Raw genomic sequence first — 18,645 nt, forward strand, 5'->3', positions numbered from 1 at the left:
AAAGGGCATGGAACCGAAGATTCGTGTCTGGCTGGACGAGAACCGCTCGCTGATCCATCACGCCTCGGCGTCGCAGGTGGAGAACCTGACCGTGACCGAGGCCGACGGCACCACCGACTGTGGCCTGACCGGCCGCATGCACCTCGTGCACCACGAGAACGTCGACATGGGCAAGCTCTGCCCTGGCTGCCAGGCGGTGTCGGGCGTCCGACCGGCACTGGCCGGACAGGACCTCGGCCCGGTCTAGGCACGGTCAGCCAGGGCCCCGTTCCGTCTGGGACCCGGCCGACCCGACCCCTAGCCTGATCGGCGATGGCGAAACCATGTGTGTTCTGCGAGGTCATCGCCGGCGGCAACGGCACCGCCGGTGAGGAGACGCTGGTTGTCGACGAGTCCGATGTCGTGGCGTTCCTCGACATCCGGCCGCTCTTTCCCGGCCACCTGCTGATCGTGCCGCGCCAGCACGTCGTCACCCTCGACCAGCTGCCGCCGGAACAGCTCGCGCCGCTGTTCGGCGTCGCCCAGCGGGCGGTGACGGCCATGCAGACGACGCTCGGCGCCCAAGGTGCGTTCGTCGCGAACAACAACATCGTCAGCCAGTCCGTCCCGCACCTGCACGTGCACGTGGTTCCCCGCACGAAGGGCGACGGGCTCAAGGGCTTCTTCTGGCCTCGCAAGGGCTATCGCGACGAGGCGCACCGCCTCGAGGTCCTGCACACACTGCGCGACGCGCTGGCCTGAACCCACCAGCGTTCGGCCGACCGTGACGCCCCGGTGCCACCTATACACAATTCCTTTGCACACTTTCTCTGCACTGTGTCACGATGGCCGACATGGACGACCGCGTCACCCTTGACAGCGACAAGCTGCGCTGTCTTGCCCACCCCCTCCGGAGCCGGCTGCTGGGCGCGCTGCGCCTGGACGGCCCCGCCACGTCGGCCAAGCTGGCCAGACGGTTGGGCACCAACACCGGCGCCACCAGCTACCACCTGCGGGAGCTGGCCGAGGTCGGCCTGGTCCGCGAGGTCGAGGACCTGGGCACGGCCCGTGAGCGGTGGTGGGCCGCCGCCCACCAGATGTCGTCGTTCAGCGAGGCCGACTTCCGCGAGGACCCCGATGACCGGGCGGCGGTGGACTGGCTGATGGCCCACAACCTGCAGCTGACGACCCGCTGCAGGGAGGACTGGCTCACCGGTCGGCAGGGCTGGACCGAGGAATGGGTGCGGGCCAGCGACGTCAGCGACTACGCGCTCGAGCTGACCCCCGCGCAGACGCGGGCGATGAACGACGAGCTGGCGGCCGTCATCGAGCGGTATCGCGTCGAGGGGCCGGCGGAGGAGGGGGACGTCCAGCAGGTCCTCGTGCTGCTCGACGCCTTTCCGGTGCGGGAGGTCCGGCTGTGACCGGCCACGTCGAGGCGGCGGACATCCGCCGTCGATTCCTCCTCCTGCGGGCCACCCGCTGGCTGCCGACCGGGCTGCTCATTCCCGTCTTCGTCCTCGTCATGCTGGACCGCGGACTGACGCTGGGACAGATCGGCCTCGTCACAGCCGGTCAGGGCATCGCGATCATGGCCCTGGAGCTGCCGACCGGCGGGTTGGCCGACACGCTCGGGCGGCGGCGGGTGCTGCTGATCGCCGGCGCGGTCGAGCTGCTGGCCGTTGGCCTGTTCATCGTGGCCGACACCGTGCCGTTGCTGCTCGGCGTGTGGGTCCTGCAGGGCGTCTACCGGGCGTTGGAGTCCGGGCCGCTTGACGCGTGGTTCGTGGACCGCTCCCAGGCGCTCGACCCCGACGCCGACCTCGAACGCGGCCTGTCCACCGCCGGGGTTGTCCTCGGTCTGGCGATCGCGGGCGGTGCGGTCCTGTCGTCAGTGCTCGTCGCCGCCGCGCCGTTCCCCGGACTCGATCCCCTGCTCGGCCCGGTGGTGGCCGCACTCCTCCTGCGCGGTCTCGACCTGGTCGCCATCCTGCGGCTGATGGACGAGCCCGAACGGGCCGGCCACCTGTTCGACCTGCGCGCGGCCGTCCGAGACGTGCCACGGGTGATCCGGACCGCCGCCATCGACGTCCGGGCGTCGGTCGCCCTCCGGGCGTTGTTCGCGGTCGAGCTGCTGTGGGGGTGCGGCATGATCGCCTTCGAGGTGTTCACCCCGGCGCGCCTGGAGCAGGTGTTGGGCGACACCGACGCGGCAGCGGTCTACTTGGGTCCATCCAACGCGGTCGGGTGGGCCGCGGCGGCGGGAGGCGCGGCGTTGGTGCCGCTCCTGACCCGGCGTCTGCGGCCTCGCCACGCTGGCCCGATGTTGCTGGGCCTGCTGGCTGGCGGCGTGGTCGTGATCGGAACGGCGGGGACGGCGGCGTTGATCGTCGTTGGCTTCGTGGCGACCATGGCCATGCACGGCGCGGCCAACCCCGTGCACCAGGGCCTGCTGCACCGCGCGATCACCGCGCCCGAGAACCGCGCGACCCTGGTCAGCGTCAACTCCTTGACGGCCAGCTTGGGGGGCACCATCGGCGGAATCGGCCTGGGTGTCCTGGCCGACGCCACCACCCTCACCGTCGCGGGTCTGGCCGGCGCCGCGGTCATCGCCGCCGCCGGCCCCCTCTACCTCCTCACCCGGCCCGTTCAGGCGGCCCACCCCTCCCCTCCCTTGTCGCCACACCCGCCTTGTTGTCAACCGGTGGGTGCAACAAGTTGGGCGAGTTGGGCGGCTGGGGTCTTCCAGCCGAGGGTTTGTCGGGGGCGGGTGTTGAGGCTCTCGGCGAAGTCGTTGAGGTCCGCTGGGGTGTGGACTGACAGGTCGGTGCCCTTGGGCATGTACTGGCGCAGCAACCCGTTGGTGTTCTCGTTGGAACCGCGTTGCCAGGGCGAGTGGGGGTCGCAGAAGTAGACGGGCACGTCGGTGTCGATGGTGAACTGGACGTGCTCGGCCATCTCGATGCCCTGGTCCCAGGTGATGGACCGCCGCAGGTGCTCGGGCAGCCCGGTGATCGCGGTGGTCATGGCATCGCGCACCGTCGCGGCGGTCCGGTCGCCATCGAGGTGCATCAGCATCACGTAGCGCGTGGAGCGCTCCACAAGGGTGCCCACCGCGGACTTGCCGTCCTTGCCGATGATCAGGTCGCCCTCCCAGTGACCGGGCACGGCACGGTCCTCCACCTCCGCGGGCCGCTCGCTGATCATCACCATGTCGTGCATGCGTGGCCGGGGAGACCGACCGGAGGGGACCCGCTTGGCCCGACCGGTCCGCAGGCACGACGTCAGCTCGCGTCGCAGCTCGCCCCGCCCCTGGACGTACAGCGACTTGTAGATCGTCTCGTGTGACACCGTCATCGACTCATCGTCGCCGAACCGCTCCTTGAGATCTGCCGCGATCTGCTGGGGCGACCACAGTCTGCGCAGGCCGTGCTCGACGAGGCCGGCCAGCTCCGCGCAGCTGGCGAGCTTGGTCGGCTTGGCCCGCCGTGCCTGCTCGTGGGCACGCTTGTGGGCAAGCATCGGCCGGTAGGCCTCACGGCCACCGTTGCGGTCCACCTCGCGCCACACCGAGGACTTGTGCCGGCCGACCCGATCGGCGATGGCCTGATAGGTCTCGCCCCGACCGATCCCCAACCGGATCTCCACCCGATCATCAAGCGACAACCGGTGCGGTGAGGGATCAGTCGCAAGCTCTGCCCGCAACACCCCACCGAACGGCTTGAGCACGTTGAGGAAGCTGCCCACGGAGATGTCGACCTCCTCAAGGATCTGCCGGCGGCCCTGACCGGCTCGTGCCCGACGGATCACCTCCGCCCGCACCTCATCAGGCAACCGCAGCCACCGCTTCTCACCCTTGGCCCTCGACATCACCATGACCTACCGCCTCCACCTCGAAGTGTCGTGTTGCAACGAAGTCTTGAGGCTGCCCGAACCCATGACGACCCAGCCGACACACCCCCACGACCTTGTCGCCTCAGCCGCACCCCCTGCCGGCCAGACAACACGGTCTCGAACCTTGTCGTCACACCGGCACCACCGGCCGGCCAGACGACACACCGCGGGGACGCGACGGGCCGCCCCACGAGGGAGGCGGCCCGGGCGTGAACGCGTGGTGGGCTAGGAGCCGACGACGCCGCCGCCGGTCTTCCAGATCGAGATCATGGCCGGGCGGGCGCCGCGGCCGGGATCGGGGAACTGGCTGATGGGTGCGGCCAGCGTGCCGCCGTCACCGGGGTGCTGGACCGCGCAGAACAGGGTCTGGCCGTCGGGGGTGAACTCCGGACCGCAGGCCTCGGCACCGACCGGCACCGACAGGAACTGCTGCACGTGGCCGCGCTCGGACCCGGTCAACGGCACCCAGTGGAAGGCGTCGTTGAGCTCCAGCCCACCGGGCTGGCCGTCGGTGGCCACCAGCAGGTCCCCGGAGGGCGTGAACGCCAGGTTGTCGGGGGCCGAGATCGGCGAGACCTGGGACTTGTCGTACCCACCGAAGAAGGTCGAGTCGTCCTCGGGGTCACCGCAGAGCAGCAGGAAGTCCCAGCTGAAGGTGGTCGCACCGACGTCGTTGCCGGCCTCGACCAGCTCGATGACGTGGCCCCACTGGTTGTCCAGCCGCGGGTTGGCGGCGTTGACGCCGACTTCCTCGGTGCGACGGGTGTTGTTGGTGCAGGCCACGTAGACGTACCCGGGACGGTTCGGGTCCGGCTGGACGTCCTCGGGACGGTCCATCGGGGTTGCCCCGACGGTGTCGCCGGCAGCGCGTGCGCGGATCAGCACGTCGCCCTGGTCGGCGAACCCGTTCTCGGCGGTCAGGCCGTTCTGGCCGTGCACGAGCGGGATCCACTGACCGGTCTGGTCGTCGCTGAACGTCGCGACGTACAGCGTGCCGTCGTCCAGCAGCGCCATGTTCTCCTCCAACGTGTTGTCGGGGGAGTAGGTGCCGTTGGACACGTACTTGTAGAGGTAGTCGAACCGCTCGTCGTCACCGAGGTAGGCGACCAGGCGGCCGTCGGGGGCGACGGTGGTCTCGGCACCCTCGTGCTTGAAGCGCCCCAGCGCCGTGTGCTTGCGCGGCACGAAGTCGGGGTCGTAGGGGTCGATCTCGACGATCCACCCGTGGCGGTAGGGCTCGTTGGGCTCCTTGGACAGGTCGAAGCGGTCGACGAACCGCTCCCACTTGCGACCCGACGCCTCGTAGGCCACGCCGTAGCGGTCGTGGTCGACACGCACGGGGTCGTCCTCGGCCGGCGCCGCGGCACCGTCGGGCAGGCCGAAGTACTGGTTGAAGTTCTCCTCGGCGGTCAGGATCGTGCCCCACGGGGTCTTGCCACCCGCGCAGTTGTTGAACGTGCCCATGACCTCGGTGCCCGACGGGTCGGTGCTGGTCCGGAGCTTGGCGTGGCCAGCGGCCGGGCCGGTCATGGTCATCGGCGTGGTGCCGGTGATGCGCCGGTTCAGCGCACCGCCGCGGCGGTAGTACATGGCCCCGCCCTCCCGGTAGACCTCGACGACCGAGGCGCCGTGGGCGGCGATCTCGATGTTGACCTGGACCTCGGTGGGGTTGTCCGGGTCGTAGGAGGCGAACATCAGCTCGCCCTGGGTGTACTCGTGGTTGACCACCAGCAGGCCCTCGTCGGACTCGGTCCCACCCCGCGTGGCCGGCACGAAGGCGACGAAGTCGTTGTTGTAGCCGAACGCGCCCTCCTGCTGCTCCACGGTCAGGTTGGAGTAGTCGGTGGTGAGGCCGGGGGTGCCCTTGATGATGGGGTCACCCCAGCGCAGGAAGGTGTTCCAGCTGTAGCCCTCGGGCACGACGACGCTGTCGGCGCTGGACGCCGAGATCGGCGTGAAGCCGATCTGCGTGCCGTCCTGCGCCATGGCAACGCGTTCGGTGGCGAGGCCGTCGAGGCTGGCGGTGGCCAGGACCATGCCGGCGAGGGCACCGCCCTTGAGGATGTTGCGCCGCGAGATCATGCGGGCAGCGACCGCACCGAAGTCGTCGACCGCCGCGGCGCGGGGGTTGGACGGCGCCGTGTGGCATTCGTCGTTGCACTTGCTGGTGCACTTGCTGAAGGTGCCGGAGTGCCAGCTGCCGAAGAGGGGCAGGGCCTGGCGGCGGGTGGAGTGCGTCATGGCGTAGCTCGTGTCTCCTGGATGGTGGGGGTGTGCGTGCGTGGCAGGTGGCAGGTCAGCCCTGGCCGAAGACGGTGTCCTCGGTGCCCAGGTCCATGAAGAGGGTCTGGCCGATGGCGTCGTCGAGGCCGTCGTTGTCGGTGGCGATCCACACGTGGCCGTTGCCGGTGATGCCGAGGCCCTCGAGCTTGTCGGGGGTCACGATCGAGGCGTCCTCGAGCTCGTCCAGCAGGTCCAGCGCCGGGGTGACGGGGACCGCCTGCAGCGGCTGGCCGTACGCCACGAAGGTCGCGGCGGCCAGGTCGACGGTGGTGACTCGCTTGATGGCCGCGAAGCCACCCAGCTGGTTGTCCCGCTCGACGATGGCGAAGGTGCCGTCGGACAGGGCGGTGATCTCCGACAGTCCGACCCAGCCACCGTTGGCGGACTCGGGCTCGGCCTTCTCGTAGGTCGCGAACGCCCAGGTGCCGTCGGTCGGGTCGAGGCGGGCGATCTTCACGGTGTTGTCCTCGTCGTCGGCCCACTCGCGCTGGACGACGGCGTAGACGTACTCCGTGGAGCCGGACTCGTCGGTGCCGATGGCGACGCCCTCGAACCCGCTGGAGGTGGCCTGTTCGACGAGGGCGGCAGGCAGGTCGTACTCGGCCTGGACCGCACCGGTGGCGTCGGTCAGCACGAGGGCGTTGGGTCGCTCCTCGCCGTCGTCGGTGTAGCGACCCTCCGACGCCAGCCAGAAGCCGCCCTCGGGTGCGATCGCGATGCCCTCGAGGTCGAGGTTGAACGAGGCACCCGTCACCGGGATGCGCCCGGTGATCAGGCCGGCGTCACCGGAGGCGTCGATCGGGTAGATGTAGCCGACCCCCAGGATGGAGTCGCTGACGCCGTGGAGCATGTCGCCCTCGGCGGATCCGGCGAGGCCGGACATGGCCGTCCAGGGCGTGGGGACCCCGTCCACCTCGGTGCTGGTCAGCATCGGGTAGGTGGGCGCGGACGCCCCGTGGGTGTAGATGGTGACGATGGAGGTGGGCAGGCCGACCTCTTCTTCTTCTGCCGCCAGGTTGGTCTCGGCGGCGACGACGAACAGGCCCTCGTCGGGGATGGCCTTGAGGCCCTCGGGGCCGATGCCGGTGGGGAGCGTCTGCAGGGGCGTGACGGCACCTGCGTCGTCCAGGGTGTAGACCCCGACGGCGTTGGCCCGCTCGGCACCGATGAAGACGTGGGTGGTGTCGTCGTAGGTCCCGGTCTCCGCACCCTCGGGCTCGACGCCCTTGTTGGCGGAACGGGCCTCGGGGTAGTGGCCGGCGGCGATCAGCTGGTGCTCGAGGCTGTTGCCGGCCTCGTACTCCACGGTGCCGTCGATGTTGAAGATCGTCCAACTGCGGCTGCCGCCCTCGACGCCGTCGGCGTCGGCGTAGTCGCCCTCGTTGGCCGAGGCGAAGGAGTCGTCGTCGATCCAGCTGACGGCGTCGGCCTCACGACGACGCGTGATGGTCTCGGTCGGCTGCAGGTCGCCGCTCTCCTGTGGTCCGATCGCCTCTTCCGTGGCGTCGACGTCCTCGAGGGTGACCTCACCCATGGAGAAGTCCTCGGTCACCGTGCCGGTGGGCAGGTCGACGATGGCGAAGTGGTTGTTCTCCTGCATGGAGACCGCAGCCACGTTGTCGTCGTTGATGTCGACGTACTCGACCTCGGGGTCGCTGGGGGCGACGTCGGCCAGGCCGGTCAGGTCGACGTCGGTGGCCGTCCAGGCGGTCGGGTCGTCGTCGCTGGTGTCGACGACGACGAGCTTGCCGCCGGGGGCCTGCGGGATCAGGCCGTCGTTGGCGTCCTCGTCGCGCTCGTTCTCGATGGCGATCGCGGCGTACGTGCCGTCGGGGGAGATCGCGACCGAGTCGGGCTGGCCGCCCAGGTCGATGGTGGCGACGGTGGTGGCGTCGGTCAGGTCGATGACCCGCAGCTCACCGGAGGGGTTGACGAAGTCGGGGCTGGTGTTGACCCCGACGAGGGCCAGGTCGCCGAGGATCGCCACGCTGGTCGGCTCGCCGCCCAGGTCGATCGTGCCGCCGCCGGTGGGGGCCGCAGGGGTGGCGATGTCGATCATGCCCAGCGACTCGTTGGGCGAGTCGGTGAAGACCAGCATGTCGCCGCCGGCCCAGTAGTCGATGATCTCTGCGGAGACGTTGCCGTTGGCGGTCACGTCGTAGGTGGCGGTGTGGGTGAAGTAGCGGCGCCCCTCGCCACCGGCGGCGGCGCAGGCGATGTCGGAGACGTTCGGGCCACAGACGACGCCGGCGGCGGGGTTGGCGTCCAGCCAGGCCCGCGTGGCCTCGGGGACCATGTCGCCGTTGACGAGCAGGACGACGGTGTCCCCGTCGGCTGCCGCGCCGGCTGCGGCGAACCCGCTGGCCCAGCCGAACTCGTCGAAGCCGTCGACGAGGACGACGGTCGTGACGTCGGTGCCGGGAGCGTTCGCGAGGTACCCGGCGATGGCCGAAGCGGTGGTGGTCCGCTCCGGGCCCTCGAGGCGGGTGACGGCGACACCCAGGCCGCGCAGGTCGGCGACGGTCGCGTCGCTGATCGCGGCGGTCCCGCCCAGCACGAGGATCGTGTCGATCGGGCTGGCCTCGATGGCGGCCTTGGTCGAGTCCGACAGCATGCCGGTCTCGGTCAGCAACACCGGGTGACCCAGGGCCGAGGCCAGCGCGCCACCGGCGATGGAGTCGGCGAACTGTGCGGTGGGGTTGCCCTCCACCCCGAAGGCACGGGCAAGCACCGCCGTGGTGGCGCTGGCGCCGAGCTCGGCGTAGGTGTCCAGCGCCGTCTCGAGGCGGGTCGCGCCCTCGTAGCGGACGACGGTCAGGCCCTGCGCGGTCAACGCGTCCTCGACGGCCTGCGACACCGCGTCGACGCCACCGAAGACGTGCACGGTGGTCGCGCCGAGGCGGTCGATCTCCGACTCGGTGGCCGCGTCGAGCGATCCGGTTGCGGTCAGCAGCAGCGGACCGTCGATGACGCCCTGGGCGAAGCCGGAGGACAACGCGTCAGCGGACTCGTCGTCTCGGGCCAGCGCGACGTCGGTGGCACCGTCGGGGTAGGCGTACTGGCTCAGGGCGATGGCATCGGCGACGGGGGAGCCACCGTCGAGGTCGGCAACGCCCTGCGCGGTGGCCACTGCGCTCGGCAGCAACGACAGCCCCAGCGCAGCGATCGCGAGGATCGCGAGGATTCGGAGTCGGATTGGCATCTTGTGCACGGCCTTCTGATCGGGGTTCTGACGACATGGGGGCAGGCACGCCTGCCCGCGGTCCCCGGTTCATAGCCCGTGCGATGAGAACGCTGGATAGCGGTGGATGAACGCGCGCCGATCAGTGGGTGAACTCGCGCGTCAGCCGGTCACGCCAGGAAGTCGGCGAAGATGATCAGGTTGTGGTCGTAGCTGCCGTCGACGAGGTCGCCGTGGCAGGTGATCAACCGCAGCTCGGGACGGTTGGTCGGCCCGTAGACCGCCTCGGTCGGGAACCGTTCCTTGCTGGGCGCCATCGAGCTGCGAACCGCGAAGACGGCCGAGGTGCCGTCGGCCCGGTCGATGATGATCCGGTCCCCGCGGTCGACCCGACCGAGGTCGAAGAACACCGCCGGCCCCTCGAAGGAGTCGACGTGGCCGACCACGACCGCGGCGCCGCGCTCCCCGGGTTCGGCCCCACCCTGCCACCAGCCGGTGGTGGCGAAGTCGGTGGGGACCTCGAGGGCACCGGCCTCGTCCACCCCGAGCGCCACGACCTGCGCATCGACCCCGATGGCGGGGATGCGGATCCCCACGGGGTCGGCCACCTGCCCGTCGTTGATCGGCGGCCCCCAGTCGGGCGCCGGCCGCGGCATGGGGACGTCGTCCGCCGCTGGGCCGACGGCCGGGCCCCGGCCGGCCAGCCCGAGTCCGTCCAGAAGGGGCAGGGGTGGGGCCTCGACGCGGGCGATGTCGGGTGAGGTGACCGCGCCACCCGGTCCGGCCGCGCGTGGTGGTTCGGCACCGTGCACGCCGGCGGCCACGCTCATCGCACCGGCCAGCAGCAACGCGGCCGCACCCAGGAGCCGGATGCGACCGGGTCGGGTCGGGACGGGGCCCGCCGTGTCGGCCACGGCGGCCACGCTACTCCTCCCGGACGGGGCGGCGCCGGGTCAGCGCAGGGTGACGGAGACTCCGTAGCGGATGTCGACGCTGACGTTGATGCCGAGCAGGCGCAGGGCCGACAGGCTCAGCGTGGGCAACGGCAGGGTGCTGATGCCGAGGACGTCCGGGGCGTCCGGCTCGTCCATCTCGAGCATCACGAGGCTGAACTCGTCGTCGTCGAAGTAGGTGCCGTCGAAGCCGTCGTAGTCCTGGCCGTGTTCGGCGCAGTGGGCGTTGCGGGCATCCCGATCGGCGTCGTCGTCATAGGCCATGCCGTCGCGGATCATCGCGGCCAGCAACGTCGACCCGCGCTCGATTCCCTGACGCACCAGCTCGGCGATCAGCGGGTCGCCGTAGGTCATCAGGGTCGCGTTGTGCCATGCCCGTTCGCGCCACTCCTGGATCACCTGCGCGACGGTGAAGCCGGTCAGGAGGTCGTCGCTGGAGTTGGTGTCGAAGGTGGGGTCGAACCGAGCGACGATCTCGGGGCCCATGTCGTCGGCGACGTTGTTGAGGAACTCGTTGACGCGTTCGTGATCGGGCTTGCGGGAGTTCCCGTCCTCGTCGGTGAGGCCGATGTCGGCGATCACGAACGGGAGGTCACGGTTGATGTGGGCGTTCATGCCCATGAGGAAGTTGCCGACAGCCGGCAGCTCCTGGCCATCGGCGGCGGAGAACGCCTCGCGCCAGGCCGGGGCCACATCGCTGACGTTGCCCTTCGTCCAGTCCTGCTGCGGCTGGGTGTAGTAGCTGGCGAACACCGAATCGTAGTGGTGCATCCAGGGGACATCGTCGTAGAAGCCCGGGATCTGCGAGGACTCGTAGTAGGCCTCCGTGGTGCGGGTGTACCCCAGCTGGAAGATGGCGTTGTGGTCGCAGGTGCGGGCCAGCTTGCGCAGGTCGCGGTTCATCTTGCGGATGATCGACTCCACACAGCGGTGGCTGCCGTTGGTGCACTCGTTGGCGCTGGACGTGTCGATCCCGGGGGTGAACCCGGGCACGAGCTCACCCCAGTTGAGGAGGGGTGGGGTCGCCGCCGACGCGGTACCGGGCACGAGCGGCAGCATCAGCGCCACCACCAAGGCCATCGTCACGCGTTGGCTACGCCGCATCACTGTCCCCTTACTCGCTGTGTTCCCCGTCTGCGTACAGCGTGACGGGTCGGTCACACAGCGTTCAATGACGAGAAGGGGCCATCCTCGAGGGACATCCGAACTAGTCATCGCCTGCTGCAGACGTGGGTGCTCGGACACCCGGCAGGTCGGGCGCCTCTCCCGGGTCGGCCGGTGACCGCTGGAGCTGAGGGCTCCGGCGGATGCGTGCCGGCGCAGCGGGGTCTGCCACAGTAGGCAGCCGTGTCCGATTCCCCCGAGCCGTCCTCCGCTGCACGCCGCCCCGGCGGCTGGCGTGGTGCCGTCCGTGTCCTGTATCTGGTCGTGGTCGTGGCGGCGTTCGTGGTGGCGGTCGTGGCACGCCGGGAGGAGATCGGCGACCAGCTGGCCCTGACCGACCCGGTGCCGCTGACCGCGTCGATCGTCGCCGGCCTGCTGGGGGTCGGGGTCAGCGGCCTGGTGTGGCGTCGCATGCTGCACGGCCTCGGGTCGTCGTTGACCCTGCGCCCGGCCGTCCGGGTGTTCTTCCTCGCCCAGATCGGCAAGTACCTGCCGGGCAGCCTGTGGCCGGTGCTGGCCCAGGCCGAGCTGGGTCGCGACCACGGGGTGCCGCGCCGCAGCGCCGTGGCAGGACAGACCCTCTTCATGTGGGTGCACCTGGTCACCGGCGTGGCGCTCGGCGTGCCGACGATGGCGGTGACCGGTCAGCTGCCGGTGTGGACGGCGCCGCTGGGCCTGCTCGTCCTCGTGCTGCTGCTGCCGGGACCGTTGACGACGGTCATCGACTGGCTGCTGACCAAGGCAAGGCGGACCCCCCTGCCGGCTCGCCCCGACGGCCGCGACATGGCCATCGCCGTCGCGTGGGCCGTCGTCATGTGGGTGCTGTACGGGCTGCACATCCACTGGCTCGTCGACGCGTTCGAGTTCTCCGCCCCGGGGATCGGGCCGGTGCTGGTGGCCATCGGCGCCTTCGCGGCGGCGTGGTCGGCCGGGTTCGTGTTCCTGATCGCTCCGGCGGGGGCGGGCGCGCGCGAGGTCGTGCTGGTCGCGGCGCTGGACACGGTCACCGCGGCGGACACGGCGCTGACCGTCGTGCTGCTCAGCCGCCTGGTGCTCACCCTGGCCGACGGCGCGTGGGCGCTCGCCGCCGCGTGGATCGGTCGGCGTCGGGTGACCGACCGGGTCTCCTGAGCGAACCTCCTGACGGGGCCTCCTGACCGGCAGGGGTGGACGGCCACGAGAACATCGGTGGCCATGGACCTGACCACCCCGGCGTTGCTGTTCCCCGCCATCTCGTTGTTGCTGCTGGCCTACACCAGTCGGTTCGTCGTGCTGACCAACGTCATCCGCCAGCTGGCGGCGATGCCGGATGCACCGCCGGACCTCGTCGCCCGACAGATCGACAACCTGGGCGGTCGGCTCCGCATCATCAAGTGGATGCAGGGGCTGGGCGTGGCCAGCTTCATCTGCTGCTCCCTCTCGATGTTGTTCCTGTTCCTGGGCTCCCGGACGGCCGGCCACTGGGCCTTCGGCATCAGCCTGGGCCTGCTCGTCGCGTCACTGGTGTGCTCGCTGCTGGAGGTCCAGCGGTCGACCCACGCGATCGAGGTCGAGATCCAGGCCTTCCGCGACCGGACGACCCAGCCCTGATCCACGGCTACTGGCGCGATCGGGGCCCGACCCACCTCCACGTGGGTACCGGCACGATCCGCGGGAAGCCCCCGGAGGGCGGCGCAGTCAGATGGCGTCGACGCGTGCGCGGAGGGCCGTCCAGGGGAGGGGCTGGCGGATGTCGGCGACCGCGCCGACCTGCGACACGAAGCGCAGGAACGCCGGCGAGCCCCAGTGGTTGAGGTGCCCCGGGGTGTTGCCGAAGTCCTTGACGTGGCGGCCGGTGAAGAAGTTGCCCATGCGGAACAACGGCTCGCGGGGGACGCTGAGCACGAGGTGGCGCCCCGACACGCGAGCCATCTCCCTCAAACCCGCATCCGGGTCGGTCAGGTGCTCGCACACCTCCACCGCCAGGACCAGGTCGAAGGTGTTGTCGGCGAACGGCAGGCCGTGGGCGTCGCCGTGGAGGAACCCGACCTGGTGATCGCGGCCCTGCCAGTCCTGGCGCAGCCCGGCGTCGGGCAGGTCCAGCGCGGTCACCGTCGCCTCGGGGAAGCGGGCGCGCAGGCGATCGGCGATCTCGCCCTCGCCGCAGCCGACCTCGAGCACACGGGTGATCGGTCCCTCGGCCGCGACGCCGTCGAGCAGCTCGTCGAGCGCCGCGAGGAAACGCTTGGTGAGGTACTGGATCAGCGGGTTGCCGCCGCCGTACTTGTTGTGGTGGTTGCCGATGACGATGTCGGGCGTCTCGGGCGCAGGGGTGCTGGTGCTCACCCCACAACGGTACGCGACCGTCCGCGAGGACTCCGTTGGCCGGCCGTTCAGCCACACCGCGCCGGGGGACCCACCCTGATCGGTCCCCGACGCGACCCGTCGCGTACGATCCGTCCACCCTGGCCCCAACAGTCCCGAGCGAGACGTGCCCTTCGACGCCAAGCTGCTGAGCATCCCCTTGATCTCGGGGATCATCGGCTACGTCACGAACTACGTGGGCATCAAGATGCTCTTCTACCCGGTGCAGTTCGTCGGGTTCACCATCCCGGGCATCGCCCCACTCGGGCGGCTGCTGCCGCGCAAGCTGCAGTCCATCCCGGGGGTCCTGACGGGACAGGTCGGCTGGCAGGGGGTCATCCCGTCCCGCGCCGCCAAGATGGGGTCGATCGCGGTCGACACGGGCGTGTCCAAGCTGGGTTCGCCGGGCGAGTTCTACGAGAAGCTCAACCCCGAACGGATCGCCGAGCACATCCTCACCACCTCGCGCGCCGACATCCGCGAGCTGGTCGAACGGCTGATCGACCGCGAGTACGGCCGGCTGTGGCGCGACGCCCCGTCGGCGGTCCGGGAGATGGTCCACGAGCGGGTCCAGGCGCAGCTGCCGGCCATCGTGCACCGGGTGACCGAGGAGATCGGCGCCAACATCGACCAGATCCTCGACATCAAGCTGATGGTCATCCGCCACATCGAGGCGCACCCGGAGCTGGCCAACGCGATCTTCCTCGAGGTCGGCGAGAAGGAGCTCAAGTTCGTCATCAACGCCGGCGCCTACTACGGCTTCGCGCTCGGCATCCCCTCGATCTTCGTCTTCAGCGCCGTGCAGCAGTGGTGGGTGCTGCCGATCGCCGGGATCATCGTCGGCTACCTGACCAACTTCATCGCCATCAAGCAGATCTTCCTGCCGATCGTCCCCACGAAGTATGGCCCGATCACCCTCCACGGCCTGTTCATGCGTCGCCAGCCGGAGGTGTCGCGGCAGTACGCCAAGCTGATCGCCACGGAGGTCGTGAACCTGCAGAACATCGGGCAGGAGTTCATGACCGGCCGGCGCTCGGACCGCACGAAGGCCATGATCGCCTCGGCGCTGAGGCCGGCGATCGACGGTGCCGTCGGCCCCCTCCGACGAGCGGTCCGCCTGGCGGTGGGGCCGGCCCAGTACGACGCCATCAAGGAGTCGATGGCGACCGAGGCGCTGGACTACACACTGGTGCCACTGTCCGATCCCGAGTTCAACGCCAGCCAGGCCAAGGAGCTGGAGGACCTGCTGACCGAACGCATGAAGGCGCTGCCACCCCACGACTTCGCCGAGCTGCTGCGCACCGCGGTGGAGGAGGACGAGTGGATGCTGATGTTCATCGGCGCCGTCCTCGGCTTCGCCGCAGGCGTCCTGCAGACCGCCTTCACCCTGGTCTGAGGCCCCAACCATGAGCACCGACCGAGAGTTCCCCGACGACGACCGCGCCCGTACCGACACGGGCCTGCCGGTCGTCCCGACCGCACGCGCAGTCGACGCCGGTCGCCAGATGGCCGACGACCTGTCGCTGCAGGCCGATCCCGTCCGGGTCGTCACCGCCGGCGTGGGGCTGGCCCGCCTGACCGTCGGCGCCACCGCCCGCCTCGGCCGCTGGGGGCTGGGCGCGTCGATGCGCATCGGCAACCGGGTCATCAAGGCCGCGGTCGCCGGCGAGACGGCGACGTCGCTGCTGGACGACGCCACCGAGGCGTTGCGCGAACAGGCCCGCGACCTGCTGGGCATCGTCGACGACGCCGGCCGCGTCGTCGGGCTGCAGATGCCCCGCGAGCAGCACCGTGCCCTCCCCGACCGGTCGGCCGACGACCTGCAGGCCAAGGGTGCCGCGTTGCTGGAGGCGTCCGCCGACGTCACCTACGACGAGCCGTACCACCCGGCCTACGCCCGGATCCTCGACCAGATGGCCCCCGACGAGGCGCGCATCCTGCGGCTGATGGAGCTGGAGGGCCCCCAGGCCATCGTGGACGTCCGGACGTCCAGCCCGATACCCGGCGCGTCGGAGCTGATCGAGTCGGACCTCAACATGGTCGGCGCCGAGGCCGGCTGCCGGTACCTCGACCGTGTCCCGGCCTACCTCAACAACCTCCAGCGCCTCGGGCTGATCGCCCACTCCAGCGACCAGGTCGAGGACCACAGCCGTTATCAGGTGCTGGAGGCCCAGCCCGACGTGCTCGCCGCGCTGCGCAGCCACAGCCGGACCAAGACGATCCGCAAGAGCCTGCGGGTCACCCCGTTCGGCACCGACTTCGCCCGGACCTGCCTGCTGGGACGCGGCGGCACGATCGACGACCCCGTCAGCGGCTGACCCCTCGTCGTCAGCTGATGGGGGTCACTGCCGGTTGGGCCCGGCGCTGTGCTTGCTGGTGCGCACGATCAGGTCGGCGAGCAGGCCCATCGAGAACAGGATGAGGCCGGTGATCAGCAGCAGCACGGTGTTGATCGACAGGGCGAAGGGGTCGCCGTTGGTGATCGCCCCACCGATGACGTCGTAGAGGAACTTGGCGCCGCCGAGGAACAGCAGCATCAGCGCCATGGGGACGAACACCCGCAGCGGCTCGAAGAACGTCACCATCCGCACGACCTGCAGGATGTAGCGGTAGGCGTCCTTGATCGGGTGGAAGTGGGACCGGCCGGCACGCTGGGCGTAGTCGATCGGCATGTACTCCACGACCAGCCCGTTGGAGAGGAACGACAGGGTGATCGTGGTCACGCAGGAGAAGCCGGTCGGCAGGAGCCCGAGGTAGGGCAGCGCATCGGCCCGCTTGAACGCGCGAAGGCCCGAGTTCAGGTCGGGAATCTCCGTGGCGGTCAGGTACTCGGCCAGGCGACGGATCATGAACTTGGCGGGCACGCGCAGCAGCTTGTGGGTGCCTTCCTCGGTGCGACGGGCGCCGACGACCTGCTGGGCCCGACCGGTCTCGAGGATGTCGATGAGCTCGGGGATCCGCTCGTTGGGGTAGGTCATGTCGGCGTCGGTCCACACGACGTACTTGCCGTAGGCCTCCTGGCTGCCGATCCGCCGGGCGGTGCCCGACCCGCGGTTGACCGGGAAACGCATCAGGCGGACGAAGGGGCGGCCCTCGACGGCGTCACCGGTGCCGTCGGTGGACCCGTCGTCGATGACGAGGATCTCGAAGGAGTAAGGACTCTCCTTCATCGCCGCGGTGATGCGGTCGACCTCCTGGCCGATGTGGCCCACCTCGTTGAGGGCGGGAAGGACAACGGTGACGTCGAGGTCGGTCACGGGGGGCATCTGCTCGTTCATGGCTGCACGGATGGTACGACGAGCAGGCGAGGGCACACGCTGGCCGCCCGGCCGCCTACGCTGCGTGCCGATGAGCCACTCCTCCTCCCACACCCGCGCGACCGTCGCCGTCGCCGCCGGCCGGCCCGACCGCGTGCCCGGCAACCCGCTGTCGCAGCCGCCGGAGTTCGCCTCCGTCCGGCACGCGCCGACCCCGTCGGAGTACGGCCGCTACACCAACACCTCCTTCGATGCGGTCGAAGCCGCCATCGGGGCGCTGGAGGGCGGCACCGCGGTCGTGTTCGCCTCCGGGATGGCCGCGATCTCGGCGCTCGTCGAGGTCGCCGTCAGGGGGCGACCGGGCCTGGTCCAGCCGCTGGACGGCTACCACGGGACCCGTGCGCTGCTGGACGCCACGACCGGGCTGCTGACCGACTCGGTGGATGTCGCCAACACCGAGGCGTTCCTCGACGCGCTGCCCATCGGCGGCGTCGCGTGGGTCGAGAGCCCCACGAACCCGCTGATCACCGTCGCCGACCTGGGGGCGTTGGCCGACGGCGTCGCCGCGAAGGACGGGATGCTGGTGGTGGACTCCACCGCTGCCTCGCCGGTGGTCCAGCGCCCGCTGGAGCTGGGCGCCGACGTGGTGGTGCACTCGGTCACCAAGTTCCTCGCCGGCCACTCCGACCTGCTGATGGGGGCGGTCGTCACCCGCAACGAACAGCTGGTCGAGGCGCTTCGGGCCCACCGCGGCCTGCACGGCGCCATCCCCGGGCCGATGGACTGCTTCCTCGCCCTGCGTGGCATCCGCACCCTCGACGTGCGCGTGCAGCGAGGGCAGGCCAACGCGCTGGAGCTCGCGCGTCGACTGGACGCCCACCCGCTGGTGCAGCGTGTCCACTATCCCGGCCTGCCGACGGACCCCGGTCACGAGGTCGCGACCCGACAGATGGACGGCTACGGCGCGCTGCTGTCGTTCGTCCTGCCGACCGCCGAGGCCGCCGACACCGTCTGCGCCGCCGCCGAGCTGATCGTGTACGCCACGAGCCTCGGCGGGGTCGAGTCGTCGATGGAACGTCGCAACCGCCAGCCGGGCGAGGAGGCGACCCACCCGGGCCTGATCCGCCTGAGCGTCGGCATCGAGGACGTCGAGGACCTGTGGGCGGACCTGTCCGCCGGACTCGACGCGGCGGCGGACGCCGCCGGATGACCGTCGAGGAGCTGCGGGCGGCGATCGAAGCGGCCTTCGCCGGTGACCCCGACGACGCCGCGGAGCTGTTCGCCGACGACGCGGTGCTGGTCGACACCGTCGGCGAGCCGCCGGTCGAGGGACAGGACGCGGTCCTCGCGCACTTCCTGGCCTACGGCGGTCGACGCGAGGTCGCGGCCGTGCACGACGTCTGGCTGGCCGGTGACCGCGGCGCGCTGTCCTACACGGTGTGGTTCCGCGCGGACTCCCACGCCTACGGCCAGCACGGCCGGGTGCTGCTGACCCTCGATGCCCCCGTCGAGGAGGACGGGCGGATCAGCCGCTGGGACGGGGTCTGGGTCGAACGCGACGCCGACCTCTCGCCCTGGGGCGACGACTGAC

Annotated in this window: 16 protein-coding genes and 1 pseudogene; 10 read left to right on the top strand and 7 right to left on the bottom strand. The window is 70.4% G+C overall.

Annotated elements, in window-relative coordinates; translation table 11 throughout:
- Positions 1-7: 7 nt before the first annotated feature.
- The 4 genes and pseudogenes from DVS28_RS23130 to DVS28_RS30040 all read left to right on the top strand — a co-directional run.
- Entirely contained in the window at positions 8-247 is a 240-nt protein-coding gene (locus tag DVS28_RS23130) for a hypothetical protein (RefSeq protein WP_114593566.1), read from the top strand.
- 65 nt (positions 248-312) lie between these two features.
- Positions 313-741, top strand: a complete 429-nt coding sequence (locus tag DVS28_RS23135) for an HIT family protein (RefSeq protein ID WP_114593567.1) — start codon at positions 313-315, stop codon at positions 739-741.
- Between the two features lie 83 nt (positions 742-824).
- A complete protein-coding gene (locus tag DVS28_RS23140) occupies positions 825-1,403 on the top strand; it encodes a winged helix-turn-helix domain-containing protein (RefSeq protein WP_216826239.1) in 579 nt (192 codons plus the stop codon).
- A pseudogene (locus DVS28_RS30040) lies at positions 1,400-2,401 on the top strand (MFS transporter); the annotation flags it as partial. The gene DVS28_RS23140 and the pseudogene DVS28_RS30040, both read left to right, overlap by 4 nt.
- Before the next feature lie 275 nt (positions 2,402-2,676).
- Here the strand turns inward: DVS28_RS30040 and DVS28_RS23150 are convergent.
- The 5 genes from DVS28_RS23150 to DVS28_RS23170 all read right to left on the bottom strand — a co-directional run bounded on the left by DVS28_RS23150 (position 2,677) and on the right by DVS28_RS23170 (position 11,394).
- Positions 2,677-3,855 carry an IS30 family transposase gene (locus DVS28_RS23150; RefSeq protein WP_216826240.1) on the bottom strand — a complete coding sequence of 393 codons (1,179 nt, stop codon included), beginning with the start codon at positions 3,853-3,855 and terminating at the stop codon, positions 2,677-2,679.
- A 243-nt stretch (positions 3,856-4,098) separates the two neighbouring features.
- On the bottom strand, positions 4,099-6,114 hold the full coding sequence (locus DVS28_RS23155) for a PhoX family protein (RefSeq protein ID WP_114593570.1): 2,016 nt from the start codon (positions 6,112-6,114) through the stop codon (positions 4,099-4,101).
- Positions 6,115-6,169: 55 nt separating this feature from the next.
- Complete coding sequence (locus tag DVS28_RS30045; protein WP_164710926.1) at positions 6,170-9,358, bottom strand: esterase-like activity of phytase family protein; 3,189 nt, start codon at positions 9,356-9,358, stop codon at positions 6,170-6,172.
- 149 nt (positions 9,359-9,507) lie between these two features.
- Positions 9,508-10,251, bottom strand: coding sequence for a class F sortase (locus tag DVS28_RS23165; protein ID WP_164710927.1), 744 nt, complete (start codon positions 10,249-10,251; stop codon positions 9,508-9,510).
- 39 nt (positions 10,252-10,290) lie between these two features.
- Complete coding sequence (locus DVS28_RS23170) at positions 10,291-11,394, bottom strand: DUF5995 family protein (protein ID WP_216826241.1); 1,104 nt, start codon at positions 11,392-11,394, stop codon at positions 10,291-10,293.
- A gap of 243 nt (positions 11,395-11,637) precedes the next feature.
- Between DVS28_RS23170 and DVS28_RS23175 the strand changes: the two genes are divergently transcribed.
- Positions 11,638-12,585, top strand: a complete 948-nt coding sequence (locus DVS28_RS23175) for a lysylphosphatidylglycerol synthase domain-containing protein (RefSeq protein ID WP_114593574.1) — start codon at positions 11,638-11,640, stop codon at positions 12,583-12,585.
- A 63-nt stretch (positions 12,586-12,648) separates the two neighbouring features.
- Positions 12,649-13,044 carry a DUF2721 domain-containing protein gene (locus DVS28_RS23180; RefSeq protein WP_114593575.1) on the top strand — a complete coding sequence of 132 codons (396 nt, stop codon included), beginning with the start codon at positions 12,649-12,651 and terminating at the stop codon, positions 13,042-13,044.
- A gap of 87 nt (positions 13,045-13,131) precedes the next feature.
- Here the strand turns inward: DVS28_RS23180 and DVS28_RS23185 are convergent, their stop codons facing one another.
- A complete protein-coding gene (locus tag DVS28_RS23185) occupies positions 13,132-13,779 on the bottom strand; it encodes a class I SAM-dependent methyltransferase (RefSeq protein WP_164710929.1) in 648 nt (215 codons plus the stop codon).
- Between the two features lie 145 nt (positions 13,780-13,924).
- Here DVS28_RS23185 and DVS28_RS23190 point away from each other — a divergent pair, with 145 nt between their 5' ends.
- Positions 13,925-15,193, top strand: a complete 1,269-nt coding sequence (locus tag DVS28_RS23190; RefSeq protein ID WP_114593576.1) for a DUF445 domain-containing protein — start codon at positions 13,925-13,927, stop codon at positions 15,191-15,193.
- A gap of 10 nt (positions 15,194-15,203) precedes the next feature.
- Positions 15,204-16,115, top strand: a complete 912-nt coding sequence (locus DVS28_RS23195) for a DUF4393 domain-containing protein (protein WP_114593577.1) — start codon at positions 15,204-15,206, stop codon at positions 16,113-16,115.
- Positions 16,116-16,139: 24 nt separating this feature from the next.
- Here the strand turns inward: DVS28_RS23195 and DVS28_RS23200 are convergent, their stop codons facing one another.
- Complete coding sequence (locus DVS28_RS23200; RefSeq protein WP_114593578.1) at positions 16,140-17,075, bottom strand: glycosyltransferase family 2 protein; 936 nt, start codon at positions 17,073-17,075, stop codon at positions 16,140-16,142.
- Positions 17,076-17,145: 70 nt separating this feature from the next.
- Between DVS28_RS23200 and DVS28_RS23205 the strand changes: the two genes are divergently transcribed.
- Positions 17,146-18,264, top strand: a complete 1,119-nt coding sequence (locus DVS28_RS23205) for a trans-sulfuration enzyme family protein (protein WP_114594360.1) — start codon at positions 17,146-17,148, stop codon at positions 18,262-18,264.
- On the top strand, positions 18,261-18,644 hold the full coding sequence (locus tag DVS28_RS23210) for a nuclear transport factor 2 family protein (RefSeq protein ID WP_114593579.1): 384 nt from the start codon (positions 18,261-18,263) through the stop codon (positions 18,642-18,644). Before DVS28_RS23205 ends, DVS28_RS23210 begins: the two co-directional genes overlap by 4 nt.
- Position 18,645 lies beyond the last annotated feature (1 nt).

The sequence above is a fragment of the Euzebya pacifica genome (genome assembly GCF_003344865.1).
Lineage (GTDB): Bacteria > Actinomycetota > Nitriliruptoria > Euzebyales > Euzebyaceae > Euzebya > Euzebya pacifica.